This window comes from Paenibacillus sp. plas6 (assembly GCF_057221655.1).
Genome location: NZ_CM170151.1, coordinates 2,726,368 through 2,739,306, shown reverse-complemented (window position 1 = coordinate 2,739,306; position 12,939 = coordinate 2,726,368). Strand labels below are relative to the sequence as shown.

General features: G+C 35.9%; 16 protein-coding genes. 5 read left to right on the top strand and 11 right to left on the bottom strand.

The window, feature by feature from the left end; all coding sequences use genetic code 11:
- Positions 1 to 32: 32 nt before the first annotated feature.
- Entirely contained in the window at positions 33 to 818 is a 786-nt protein-coding gene (locus AC2TDL_RS12335; RefSeq protein WP_484696404.1) for a type II restriction endonuclease, read from the bottom strand.
- 13 nt (positions 819 to 831) lie between these two features.
- Positions 832 to 1,062, bottom strand: coding sequence for a helix-turn-helix domain-containing protein (locus tag AC2TDL_RS12330; RefSeq protein ID WP_484696403.1), 231 nt, complete (start codon positions 1,060 to 1,062; stop codon positions 832 to 834).
- Between the two features lie 146 nt (positions 1,063 to 1,208).
- Between AC2TDL_RS12330 and AC2TDL_RS12325 the strand changes: the two genes are divergently transcribed.
- On the top strand, positions 1,209 to 1,400 hold the full coding sequence (locus AC2TDL_RS12325) for a DUF3427 domain-containing protein (RefSeq protein ID WP_484696402.1): 192 nt from the start codon (positions 1,209 to 1,211) through the stop codon (positions 1,398 to 1,400).
- A 367-nt stretch (positions 1,401 to 1,767) separates the two neighbouring features.
- Here the strand turns inward: AC2TDL_RS12325 and AC2TDL_RS12320 are convergent, their stop codons facing one another.
- Both AC2TDL_RS12320 and AC2TDL_RS12315 read right to left on the bottom strand, forming a co-directional pair.
- The gene (locus AC2TDL_RS12320; RefSeq protein ID WP_484696401.1) at positions 1,768 to 2,535 is read right to left on the bottom strand and encodes a hypothetical protein; all 768 of its coding nucleotides are present in this window, start codon (positions 2,533 to 2,535) and stop codon (positions 1,768 to 1,770) included.
- Between the two features lie 147 nt (positions 2,536 to 2,682).
- Positions 2,683 to 2,901 carry a hypothetical protein gene (locus tag AC2TDL_RS12315; protein WP_484696400.1) on the bottom strand — a complete coding sequence of 73 codons (219 nt, stop codon included), beginning with the start codon at positions 2,899 to 2,901 and terminating at the stop codon, positions 2,683 to 2,685.
- 114 nt (positions 2,902 to 3,015) lie between these two features.
- On the opposite strand from AC2TDL_RS12315, the gene AC2TDL_RS12310 reads away from it, so the two are divergent.
- The 4 genes from AC2TDL_RS12310 to AC2TDL_RS12295 all read left to right on the top strand — a co-directional run bounded on the left by AC2TDL_RS12310 (position 3,016) and on the right by AC2TDL_RS12295 (position 6,579).
- The gene (locus AC2TDL_RS12310) at positions 3,016 to 3,204 is read left to right on the top strand and encodes a hypothetical protein (RefSeq protein ID WP_484696399.1); all 189 of its coding nucleotides are present in this window, start codon (positions 3,016 to 3,018) and stop codon (positions 3,202 to 3,204) included.
- Positions 3,205 to 3,451: 247 nt separating this feature from the next.
- Complete coding sequence (locus AC2TDL_RS12305; RefSeq protein WP_484696398.1) at positions 3,452 to 4,735, top strand: FtsK/SpoIIIE domain-containing protein; 1,284 nt, start codon at positions 3,452 to 3,454, stop codon at positions 4,733 to 4,735.
- Positions 4,677 to 5,261 (top strand): replication-relaxation family protein, encoded by a 585-nt coding sequence (locus AC2TDL_RS12300; RefSeq protein WP_484696397.1) that lies wholly within the window; start codon positions 4,677 to 4,679, stop codon positions 5,259 to 5,261. The genes AC2TDL_RS12305 and AC2TDL_RS12300 overlap by 59 nt, the downstream gene beginning before the upstream one ends.
- Before the next feature lie 1,048 nt (positions 5,262 to 6,309).
- The gene (locus AC2TDL_RS12295; RefSeq protein ID WP_484696396.1) at positions 6,310 to 6,579 is read left to right on the top strand and encodes a group-specific protein; all 270 of its coding nucleotides are present in this window, start codon (positions 6,310 to 6,312) and stop codon (positions 6,577 to 6,579) included.
- A 600-nt stretch (positions 6,580 to 7,179) separates the two neighbouring features.
- Here the strand turns inward: AC2TDL_RS12295 and AC2TDL_RS12290 are convergent.
- From AC2TDL_RS12290 to AC2TDL_RS12260, 7 genes are all read right to left on the bottom strand, one after another.
- The gene (locus AC2TDL_RS12290) at positions 7,180 to 8,928 is read right to left on the bottom strand and encodes a phage tail protein (protein WP_484696395.1); all 1,749 of its coding nucleotides are present in this window, start codon (positions 8,926 to 8,928) and stop codon (positions 7,180 to 7,182) included.
- 88 nt (positions 8,929 to 9,016) lie between these two features.
- Complete coding sequence (locus AC2TDL_RS12285; RefSeq protein ID WP_484696394.1) at positions 9,017 to 9,463, bottom strand: hypothetical protein; 447 nt, start codon at positions 9,461 to 9,463, stop codon at positions 9,017 to 9,019.
- An 11-nt stretch (positions 9,464 to 9,474) separates the two neighbouring features.
- A complete protein-coding gene (locus AC2TDL_RS12280) occupies positions 9,475 to 10,041 on the bottom strand; it encodes a hypothetical protein (protein ID WP_484696393.1) in 567 nt (188 codons plus the stop codon).
- Between the two features lie 21 nt (positions 10,042 to 10,062).
- The gene (locus tag AC2TDL_RS12275) at positions 10,063 to 10,677 is read right to left on the bottom strand and encodes a head maturation protease, ClpP-related (protein ID WP_484696392.1); all 615 of its coding nucleotides are present in this window, start codon (positions 10,675 to 10,677) and stop codon (positions 10,063 to 10,065) included.
- A 99-nt stretch (positions 10,678 to 10,776) separates the two neighbouring features.
- The gene (locus AC2TDL_RS12270; protein ID WP_484696391.1) at positions 10,777 to 11,265 is read right to left on the bottom strand and encodes a hypothetical protein; all 489 of its coding nucleotides are present in this window, start codon (positions 11,263 to 11,265) and stop codon (positions 10,777 to 10,779) included.
- Positions 11,266 to 11,406: 141 nt separating this feature from the next.
- A complete protein-coding gene (locus AC2TDL_RS12265; RefSeq protein WP_484696390.1) occupies positions 11,407 to 12,219 on the bottom strand; it encodes a hypothetical protein in 813 nt (270 codons plus the stop codon).
- Positions 12,220 to 12,258: 39 nt separating this feature from the next.
- Positions 12,259 to 12,939, bottom strand: coding sequence for a DnaA ATPase domain-containing protein (locus AC2TDL_RS12260; protein ID WP_484696389.1), 681 nt, complete (start codon positions 12,937 to 12,939; stop codon positions 12,259 to 12,261).

Here is a 12,939-nt window from a genome sequence, read left to right as displayed (position 1 = left end):
CTATACTCTGTAGAGCACTAGAAGTTTTTCAGTCATTTGACTGGGTTTTGTCCCAGACTCTTTTTTTTCCACTCAAAATACGTATCAATATTTTTGTAAGGCTGTACTGACAACCCTAATTGTTTTGCATCTTCAAGACGAAGATAATTCCTCCAATAATCTTCAAAGACTTCTTTTCCAAGTTTTGAAAATGGACCTGTTCCTTCAACGATATCAGTTATTGTTTTAACAGAGCCTATATTGGCTGTATTTCCGCTTCCTGGTGTGTACCATGCAAGCTTATGCTTCTCCTGTACAAAAACATCAATGTTCTTTACAGCATCAGGAATCTTATCCATGTCCTCAATAGAATATACAATATTTTCATTAACATTCTCTACTCTCTCGTAAACAAAACAGATACACCAATGAGCCCCATAATCATTGTATGGAAATCTACTATATTGGGTAGATGTTGGATTTCTTAATGCACCTCTAAATGAACCTAATGTAAATCCACCTATTTTGTTTGGGTTAACAGAATCTCTTGTCGTTGATTTTAGATCAAGTGCTAACCACTTATCACCAATTCCTAGCGCTTCACCTCTAAGAGAATAATCAGGATATTGAATTTGTGTCATTGCAGGCGCTATTTCTAGTTTGTGTTTTCTAGCAAACTCCATGAGTAAAGGAGTAACATATAATTCAAATACCTTTGAAAGTAGTTTTGTATCTTGTGACACGCTATATATCCTTTTTTCGTTGTCAATTATCCCTTTGACATTCCAATTTTTTAATGTTTTCCCCATATCGAAAGCCAGTTCTTTTAAAATCTCCAAGTATATCTTCTCCTTATATATCTATATTGTCATCAAAATTAAAGAACTGATAAACCGGTATTTCTAACACATTTGATAATTTTTCAAGTGTTTTAAAAGACGGACTATTAACTCCCCTCTCCATCAACCCAATGAAATCACTTGAAACATTAATTTTTTCAGCTAATTCTAATTGAGTTAAATTTTTTTCTTTTCTTATCCTATAAAGCCTATTACCAAATTTTTCTGACAAAGATTTACTCATTTTAACCTCACCCGTATACGAAGCTAAACTTAGTGTATATATATTTTAGTCTGTTTTGAACGAAGTTGTACTTAGTATTTATTCGTTAACTCAACTCCCTTTTATACCTTAATAAGGGAAATCATATCCACTTAATTGGAATTCATTTGTTTGTGAAAAAAGATGATGGAGAAGGTACAGATTACTATTACTTAGGAGAAGTAGAATTTGTTGAAGGTAGTGCAAAAAACGAAACCATGAATGATGGAAGAGGTAATGAACTCCCAGTAGTTACAATGAATTTATTACTCGAACAGCCAGTACAATATGATATTTATCATTATTTAGTTGAAGAATAACACCATTAGCCGTAAATTCAAGTAAAATTGATTATGAATTTAAAATTTTAGCCATTGTAAAGATAATAAATCACTTTTTAAGACAAATTGAAGTTAATGAAAACGGTGAGTTCAAGTTCACTCACCGTTCATTTAATCAAATTTTTTTGCCTGTATATACTAACCGCACACAGCACTCCACGTGCCCCGTCTGCGGGAAACTATCCCCTTTATATATTATCTGTTATAGTGGTAAGAAACCTTATAAATTAAAGGTTCTTGTCCACTCATTATTTTCATTTTTTGTCGATTGATGTGAATTAACATCGATTTTCACATCAATTTCACATCAAAATATACATTAATGAATGTAAAATTTAGTATTAAACTACTTATTCACAAGCATGAGTTGATGTTGTGCGTCTAAATCACCGTTACCAATTTTACACTCTAAATACAATCTATATAATTCTTTCAATTCTCTAGAAAGTAAAGAATCATAGATTTGTTTATATTTTAAACGTTCAGTATCACTAAACTGTTTTGAATCACTAATGAATTGTAAAATGAAAATGTAGTTATTATAAGCCAACGTAAAGTTATCTATAGATTCAAGATGACTTTTTAGAGACCAACCAATTATTTTATGATTCTTCTCTTGCTCAAGAATTTTATTTATATGCATAAAGTTTTGAGTAATGGTTGAATATGAACACATCTGATAGTCAAGATGTAATCTTATTTCCTCATTCCCTGTATACCCTTTAAATTGAATTTCTTTATTAATTCTATTCACAATGTTGATATGTGCATCAATTAAATTGAAAAGTGTAGTTTCAAATCTTTGGATTTGCATATTTTTTCTTTGTTCAGCCAATTCATCTGCATTTCGTCTTAATTCAGCTCTATTTTCAGCCAGCTCTTTGCGTTGAAGTTCTAACTCTTGACTTTGAAATACATTTGAAACAATTACACCTGCAAGTGCTAATCCTGTAAACAAGGCATTAATAGCTCCAAACATATCTCCAAATGTTCCAGCACCTATTTCGCTCCCAAAAACCAAATACATTAATATTCCATAAATCAACCACAGTATAAATATTATTACAAACAAAAATCCTATTTTACCTTTAATCCATTCAACAATCTTTTCCATGTTCACATCTCCTTTACATGCATTCATCAAAATTATAAATGAAAATATCTAACAACAAGCTATCATATTTAATCAAAATAACAGTCCTTAAGAGTTACTTGGTTAAATGTTCTCTGGCTTATATTAACTTTTCTTCGTAATTCTCCATCACCAAAAATCACTTATGTTGATGTTAGGATCGTGCACCTTAATTGCTTTGATTATGTCTCGTTTTGTTTTTTCATATGGCTTATAATTCACATCACTTAAACACCTTGTCACAGTATTCTTATTTAAACCTGTTTGCTCTACAAGCCACTTAGCACTTAATCCATTTTCTTTCATCCATAATCCTAATCTTGTCATTGGTTTATGCCATGATTCCATTTCATCACCTATTTTTGACGAACTATAGGAATATTGGACAATCCTTAATACATATTCCTTTATTAATTCCACAGGAACATTCCTTGGAACATTCTTGATAAGGGGTTGATCTCAATGTTAACAACGGTTTGTATTGCTGGTATTGCGATTTCTTCTTGTTGGTTAGAAAAGCGTTTTGCTGATAGTGGAAATATACTTGCCGCTAAAGCTACAAAGACATTTACAAAGTGGTTTATCATTGGTACAGTGGTTTATTTTGGGTGGTATGTCTATGGTGGTATGGTTGCGCTGGTTGTGCCTTAATTTTATGACTCGACAGTCCATCCAATCACACCCTAGATTAAAACTAGATTGTTGCCACAAGTGGGGATGTAAGTTCAACTTGCTCTCTTATTGTATCGATTCAATTGATACGCTGTGGGTTGAAAACACAGCGTTGATTATTATTCCAGTTACTATTCCACATCCCTTTTAAATTTCCTCTTTTTACTATTCCATTTACCATTCCAGCTTTCATTCTAGCCTAGAACATTCTTGAGGAATATTACAATTGCTGCTATATCAAGGCTTAGAGCTTTCTTTATTTCCTTCTGCTTTCGTGAAAGAACTATTTTGGTTTGGAGGAAAATCTATGTTTACATTGTCTGTTATTGGAGCTGGGTTAGTGTTGGGCAGTGTTGTGAGTTTATCGTCTGTTCTTCTTTCTTCTCACTCTTCTTCTAAAAACTTAACTCCTACGCTTAACGCTGCATTCAAGAATCTAAAGTTAGGCATACAGCAAGGGGAGCAGATGCTCTATCCGCTTATCAATCAGCAGATCGACTATCCTTGGGGCACACGCTTATTATGTTCCTTACCTACTGGACTAAGCTCTCATAAGGTCATAGAGCAATCAAAAGCCATATCAGAAGCTTTACGTTATGACGTTGATATTTATTGGCATAAAGGATTGATTATTGATGTATTTCAACAGGAATTACCCAAGTCCATACCATTTGAACAAATAAAGCAACGGAATGACTACAAAGTCGCTATAGGGGTGAATAAAAGACTTGAAACGGTCTATTATGATGTAGCTGGTAATTACCCATCGTTGCTAATTGGTGGTATTTCGGGTGGCGGCAAGTCGGTTCTATTGCGTTCTATTCTTTCCCAGCTTGTTGGGAATACAAATATCGCTCTTTATTTATCAGATTTAAAAGGCGGTACAGAACTGAATTTATTCAAAAATTTACAACATACGAAAGCCTTTGCTACAACCATATATGATCTACAACGTGTAGCAGATATGGTGGAAAATGAAATGATTAGACGATATGAAATTATGGAGAGAAATGGCAGTCAACAATGGGAAGGTCAAAGAATTTTATTTGTAATTGATGAATTAGCAGACCTTAAAGCACGTTCTAAAGATCCTGTTGCAGCACTAAAGGCAAATATTAAAGCAAAACTCACAAATATAAGCGCAAAGGGTAGAGCTGCTGCTGTAACGCTTATACTTTGTACTCAAAGACCTGATGCAAGTATAGTCGATGGATTGATTAAAACCAACATTGCAACGTCTATTTGTTTTCGTACAAGAGACGCTACTCAATCACGCATCATATTAGATTCTAATAATGCTGCCGATCTTCCCGATGTACCAGGCAGAGCAATATTCCAACAAGCTCATGACGTTACAGTACAATCCTTTTATCTGCCCTACAAGACCGCTAGAGAGCTTCTAAAGTCTTATGAGTGTCAACCTATTACCAACAAGATAGAAGGTGTTATACATGAGCAGAACGCTGTTAAAACAAGCACGATGGATAGCAATATTGACGAGCTTGAATGACTTAGGTTATTTAACAACTTCACAGATACAACGACTCCATAACTTAGGAGGTAGACGTAATACTAACCGCATTTTAAACGACATGAGCGACTATTTGCAGTCCTTCCAGCTCGATGAAATGGTTTATTACCTATCTGCTAAAGGAAGGCAGGAAATAGGCTCTAATATCGTTAGAAAACGTACTAATTTAGTGCAGCATTTCTTGATGAGGAATGATGTATATATAAAGTACCGTCCTAGCTACTGGAAGGCTGAATTTCCTATTAAGTTTGGACAAAAAACAATAATTCCTGATGCGATTTTTAAGCTTGAAGGCCGTTTTGTTTTCCTTGAAATAGACAATACTCAATCCATGCAAGCTAATAGAAAGAAAATAGAGCTCTATAAGGAGCTCCAGCAATCGAATATATTTCAAACTAAATATGGGTATTTCCCTAAGATTATGTATGTTACGGTAACTGAGTATAAAAAGAAGCAGCTTAGTGCTGCATTGGAAGGTTTATCTTATGACCTCCTGGTCTGTTAGGTCATACCGATTCCCGAGATTCGGTTGGAGGTGTCGCCAACTTTGGGGAGACGTCTAACAACTGTACATTTCTTCACACTTGTTGAAGGACTGTACGGTCTATCTAGTCCTTTTCACTTACAACCTACTGAGCGCAATTTTGCGCTCACCTCACTTCCCCCAAGGTTAACGAGCGGAAAATTCCGCTGGTTGGAGAAATCTGTTCACATTTAACCAAACCAAGATCGGATTGGTATTTTATTACGTATGTTCAACAAACTCCATGGAAGCGTGAATATTTAGGATCGTCCAATTTGGACTGTCCCTATAATAAAATTTGATTGACTCTCCAATATTGGAGGATGATCTGTTAGTCTTTTTTTGACTAACCCATAATACGAAAACTGTTCATCAAATTGATGAATGGTTGTAATTAAAGGGGTATCCAACTTTGGGCTGACCTATTTAACCAGCACAATATTGAGCTGGTTAGAAATGTGTGTTCTAGTCCAAGTGAAGCAAGGAAGGCACAAAATCGTGCTCTCTAAATCCTCTTTAAGTATAAGTATTATTCGATTTCAGTATAGATGCGCTCAAATTTGAGCCTATAATATTAACCACTTTTCTTATCGTCTTGTGCAACTGTCTAGAATATTGTACTTAAATATATCATGTTTACCCTTAGATTAATTACATTTATTTCCAATACCCCCCTTACGCGCGCGCGAGAAAAAAACTCGACAGTCGAGTCCCCCCACCGGTGCCCACGTTTGAGAAATTTGCAAAACCTTTTTGATGGGGGGGTATCCTTCAAAACCTTGTATTATCAACGTTTTTATAAACCTTAATAACTCACGAGTGGTCATGTTTCTAGAAAAAACAATGGAGTACTTTTTCCTTTTTATTCTTATTTCTATTGAAAAGTACTCTTGAAAACACGCATAAAGCGGTATGTTTTTTTAGCCTAATGACTCAATATTTCCTATAAAACCCCTCTAATATTAATCATTTTTTCACACTTAGATATGAATTAGATATACTCTTAATAAAAAGATTGGTGATGATTCGCATGTTAAAGGTAGCAATTGATGATGCAAAAGTTAGAGAGGTAGTAATTGAACAAGTTAAACAAACAATCAACTCAATAGATAACGAATTAGTGTTTTGGGATTCAAAAGAGTTATGTAGAAGGACTTGTATGAGCTGGAGCTTCATTAAAAATCAGTTCTTCTATGATGAACGATTCCCTAAATATAAGGTTGGTTCTAAGTGGTTATTTCCACCTAAAGAAACAAAACAATTCCTTGATACATGGCTAAGAGAGCAGAAGAGATACTGAAAACAATATTTGAATCTCGAATCCTTCTAATGCAGTGAAAATAAGCAGACGACAACGCACGGTCTAGGTTTAGTCTAGATCGTCAAATTATGACCTCCTAGTCCGATAGGGATTCCCTCAAATTTGAGGTGAGCACTTGCATGGTCTGTTCACTCCTTCCCCATCTACTGGGGAAAAGTTTTTTATAAATGATTCGCCATATTAGAATTGGTCATTCCAAATCAGAAGGTCTGAGTTTGGGGTTCGGTTATTCGCCGTATCCGATTTTATTTCGGTCATGGCGATTCGCAATATCCGAATTTCAAACCTTCTGAATCAAAAGGTTAGAGTCGATTGCTTGATTAAACTTCTTATATACTTCTTTAATTTATAAAGGGCTGTACGGTCTATCTAGCCCTTTTCACTTACAACCTACTGAGCGCAATTTTGCGTTCACCTCACTTTTCCACTAGGTTAACGAGCGAAAAATTGCGCTGGTTTGAGAAATCTGTTCACATTTAACCAAACCAAGATTGGATTGTTTCTTCATTCGTTCTATAAGGGTTTCAATCATTGATGAATGGTTATAATAAAAAGCAGCTCCTAAGAGCTGCCATCATATTAGTATTGCCCGCCACCACGAGAGTTAACGAAAAACTGAACCATAACATTAGCTACAATTCGGCTGAGAGTGTTCGGTACAAGTTCAATAGTGTGCCAATGCCCTCTCTTTACCTTGCCTTCTTCGTCAAGCTCCAAGTAGTCCACGATATCAAAATTTGTCGCACTAGCGTTTGAACCAGGTACTAAATTACCATCTACAAATAAACCAGTTGCTGTTGCTTTTGGTCCTTCGTAAATACCAAACTCTATATCATGTACATGTTCAGGATATGTTACTGTATGATTGTGAGTAGGGATAACTACTCTATGCTTATGCGGAGGAATCTTGTGTACATGGTTTGGGTCCGTACCGTCTCCATCCCTTGGAGTTGTGGTTGTTCTCCATAACGATTCGTGAACTATACCATCTACATCCGTTTCATTCCCCGCAGTGTCGCCGATAAATCCCCCTTCACTGGTAGAAGTCACCGCCTCTCCTCCACCGCCTAACGTTGCCTTGCTGTCGGCTCTGAATGGTTCATTTTCATACGTCAGCAATACCTTATTAATTCTAACTGCTTCGGAAGGAATCCATATCTTAAACACTGCTGGATGTGTTGGGTCACAGTTTTCTGCTAGGTTGTAGTTATTGACGTTGGTCGCTCCCTGTGCGTGGGTTTCATTTATTCGCTGTCTGCTTTCAAGATCAGCTAAACTAGATGCAATATCTTGTGTTTTGTTGGCTATCTCCAGCCTTACAGCCGATGGATTTCCTAACATATCACCTTTGGAATAATTAACTACCCTTGAAATTATATCAATGCCTAATTCCTCGTCAATCACTCGTACCTGTGTACCCGTTTTGAATTTATCTATCGTATCCTTCGTCATAGAATATAATTCAGAAGCATCCACACTATAAGCGATACGAGGATGTTTAGATTGTTCAAGCAATACTTGTGCTCTTGCCTTTAAGATTTCAGGCTTCTCGATGCTGCGATCTATAAAAGTCTTAATAGCTAAACCATATTGAGGAATTGTATCGCTATCTATGTAGGGCAATCCTCCGTTAACGTCACTAATCGTTAGCTGATTAACCCCTTCTCCATAGCCTAAACAATATAGTCGTGTACACAAGTCAGTTGGATCAACTTGCTTGCTTATCCCCTGCATGTTCATACCATAACGAATATACGCTTCTACGCCCTCAGGAGCTTGTACAAGGTTTAATGTCCAAGGATATGTCTGTGTATCCCATGTCCATTGGTATTCGTCTAAAAACGGCTTGGGCACGCTGAATAATGCTCCTAGCAGATTATTGTTTTCCCATGTATATTCAAACTCGTAATTATAATCGCATGTACCAAGCTGCCAGCGTGTTACTGACTGCTTACTAAGGAGATATGCTATTACATCCCCAGTTGTAATATCTGTTCCACCCACTGTGTGATATTGGAATAGAATATCATCCAGTAAGGTTGCGAGTACATGCTCACAACGGTAAGTAATTGCTGTTAGTCCGTCATTCCCTCTGCTCGTTTGGCTGCTTAATATACGGAAAATGCCGATATATTCGCCATTATCATAAATCTCAATAAAATTGAACGGTTTACACTCACTATTCTTTTCGTCCGTTGCTGGAAGCGTAAAGCTAGCACTCCACAATGAATTAAATGGCATTTCATAACCAATACCGTATGCACTTTCTAAGAAAGCAACTTTGTTCATTTCTTTATCATAAACAATGATATGTGCTCCATTACTCATCTTTTAACACCTCAACTTTATAATTTTCATGTTCTTGATACCCCTACCAAAATATAAATGATTTATAAATGGTAGGGGCGCTTTCTAACTACAGAGCTTTAATATCATCAAAACTTAATGTTCGAGGTGTGGTATATGTGATTCTTTGACCAAATTCAATTACATAATCTTCACCATTTTTCAAAGGATTTAACGATACTCGTTGTTTTAATCCTTTTTCATCTGAATATTCAATACCTGGCACTCCGTATTCCCCTAACTTCACTAGAATACGATATTTTCCGTTTGTTTCGATCTCATGCTCGTTCATATCAGCATAAAAATCAATCACACCTTCAAATGGTTCTCGAGATAAATCCATATACTTATCAATAAATTTTTTCGTATTTACGGCAGTTGAACTTACCTCATGCGGAGCTACAAATTTTGCAAAGCACATTTTTGCCTTTTCAGTTTTAGGTATTACTTTGTATGGATAACCAACCATCGGATAGCGGTTTTCACGTTTCATAATTTGTTTTTCAAATTCAAACATTTTCATTCCCCCTATTTAAGCTCCTGTATAGCTTTAATTAATGTATTCAATGATTCAATACTTTCTTTATCCGATTGCACACCCATATTCTTAATCACATATCCCGCTGAATGGGAGTGGCTTTTTCCATATATAAATTCAGTTTTAAGAACTTTGTCCACATGTGCTGGGATGATACCAAGGCTGGTTAACTGACTTAAATTCAGTAGCAACGGTTTTAGAACATGCTGCAAATAAGGCAATTGCTCTTTTAGTTCGTCTATAACTTTTGTTAAATGCTTCTTATGCTCCTCACTTTCAACCTTGATATTACGCTTAATTAATGTTCTATATTCTTTTGGAACAAGTGGGATAGGCTTAGAAAATTGAATTTCTTTTTCCAGTATCTTCTCCAGCTTTTCAATTTCTTCATACTCCTCCTGTGAAGTCGTCACCTTCTTTCTTTCTCTGATCAATTGCAACTTTTCCTTTTTAGGCAATTCTGCATATAGAGCTTGTTCAGTATCTAATGCAGCATTAATTGCTTTTCTTGATTCGACGAAAAACTGATTAGGGTTAATTAACTTTACTTTTTTCATTACTCTTCACTCCTGTTTGGGTTATTGTTGGGATTCTGTTGCGAATCCTATATCTAATGCTTTTTTAGCATTGATCCATGTTTCATCTTCCATCATTTGAACTAATTCATTGCGAGAAACTTTCGCTTTAGTCATGTAAATATCAATGACTTGTTGATCTAGCTTATCTAACTCTACCGCGGCTTTACGTATATCTTGTTTTGTACCCACAATGATTGAATAAGCGTTAGTCAATTTGAGCAACGAACCAAGACCCATTTTCATCTTATCTCCAGCCATTGTTATAACGGATGCAGCAGAGCAAGCGTGACCATTAACAATGACTTCGATGCTAGACTTTTTGGTTTTCTTGTAATTCATTAGCCATTCATAGATCGCAATGCCTTCTTGCGTATCTCCACCAGGCGAATTGACATATACCACTAAATCACCTTTAGCTGATTTCAATGAATGCTCAACATCCTTTACAGAAATCGCATTTTCCCATTCTTCGGGACCGATTACCCCATATAAAACTAGATCAGTTTTTTTAGTTTCAGCGTTGTATTGAACACTCATTATCTTCTGATTGTTGATTGCAGCGTTTTTGAAATCTAATTTTTTGCTCATTCGGAAAGCGTCTTGCCTTCTCATCATCAACTATCACCACTCCTTTTTTTTGAAAATTCAGATAACTAATCTGGTATTCATGTCATAAGCTAAATAACCTTTTATGGTCAGTTACCTTATTGCGAATTACTCATTAAACACACTTCCAAGAACTTCGTTGAAATGCTCCGTCTCATACCGCAATAATTTTGTAATCTCATGTAACAACATAAAGTTAGGTTTGTTTAACAACTCCCTTCTATAATTCAGATACAAGTTAATCATTACACGATACTTCAACTCCTCAAATTGGTAATCGGTGTAGCTCATGCGATCAAATTCAGAATGAAAAGGAGATAGGTATAAATAATTAATAAGCTGCTTTTCGTGCTCTTCTAAGCTATTTATTGCATTTTTCAAAGGAATAAGAGCTAGTTGAATATATTTGAGTTTCTTTTCTCTCCCGTCCATCCAAATTACAGAGGATTCTACTGAAGAGGTCATTTTAGTGCTTCTTGAGCCGATACGACCGTAATTTGATGCAACATAAAAGCTATCTGTTAACGATTCGCTTTCCTCTTCTAACTCCTGTACGATTGAAACTAACACCATATACGCCATTAATTCTTTTCTCATTAGTCGGTCATATCTCATTTGTAGCACCTACACTTATATAGATTGGTACCATTGACAACATTCAGCAGCATAATATCAGGACTTGCCCGCTTAAAATTATTCGTTTGACTAAGAACCATACTTTTGCCACCTTTATAATTTTTATATCCCCCATTGCTCTTTTAATTTGTTAATGAGTTTCATCATTTCACCATCATCTTTTGTAATGTCTGGATGATATGTCTTTGTAAGAGTTCTAACTATTTTTTTAAGCAAAACTCGTTCCTCTTCTGTGTAGGTACTTTGTTTTGAATTAGAGTAACTACTATTAAAGAAGCTTTCATAATTGTAGTTACTACTGGATTGGCTTCGGTAACTACTTTCTCGATATTGTTCACGCTGCTTTAGTGCTTCCTCCAAAGATTCTAGGTATTCAGGATTTTTAAGCTCTCCGTAGAAGTCGTAACAATATTCGTAGGTATCTACACCATATTTACTTTCAAATTCCTTCTTGCGCTGCTCATAATCTGCTATAAGTTGCTTGTGCCTTTGTTGCATTTGATACTCTTCAGTCATGCTAAACTCAGCTTTTACTCGCTCAATTAGCGGATCAAGCTTCTCATAGATCAACTCCCATAGTGTATCTTCGTCAATCCCCATTTCAGTTAGCTTTTCTTCCAGCATACTATAATTAACACAATCGCTAACCCCGTAATCTATCAAGTCATAATATCCTACGGTGCAGATTACCCATTGCTTTTTCTTGACCTTACCATTTTCACGATAGCTTTTATGAATCATGATCTTATAAGCGGTTTTATTGGGTCGTTCAAAGCGTTCTCCACCGTAATAATACTTGTATCTTGTCGTTGTTTTACCGTTATAGGTGATAGAGAAAGTATCTGAGATTATTTCTTTATAAGCTCCGTTTAGGTTAGGCTTCTTATTGGTGATTTTTTGAATTACACAGAACATATTTTCCCTCCGTAGTTACTGCGTTATTAAATGTAGTACCTACTCCGTTCTTAGTCTGTAATTCAATTCTTTCCCACCTTTAAGATGAACCATATAATTTTTACACATTTCATTAATTCTGCTTCCAATTGCTTCATCAAACACACAGATTTGTGCTATACTTTTCTCAGAGCTTATTAGCAGCGGCTTATTATGGGTATAACGGTAATTTATGATTCCATATAACTGCTGTATTTCAAAGTCTGTAGGTTCCTTTCGACCTTTGAACATGTCATCTATGAATAGAACCTCAGCATTTTGTAACACTTTCACTTTTTCATCTAGCAAGGTTAGGTCGTTTTTAATTGAATTGAACCCCTCTACCCAAGGGAAGTATTTAACTTCGACCCCTCTTGCTAGAAGATTGTTAGACACCGCCATAAGCAGATGTGTCTTACCGCTCCCAGGGCGTCCTAGAAGGGCTATACTGTTCTCCCTAGTATCTTTTATCTCAGAGAACTTTATAACGTAATTACGAGCCATTGTAAGGGCTTGTGAGACGCATTCTGCTAAACCTTCATGCTGGAAATTGCTGAAGGTCTTTTTTTTGAATTCCTCCGATATGTTACTAAATGCCATTAGTCGCTTAATACGCTTCTGTTCAATGCAGCTGCAAAACCGCCAAACTTCGTAACCTTCATCATTGATTACTAACTTGCCGCCTTCGTCCTTGCATTCCAT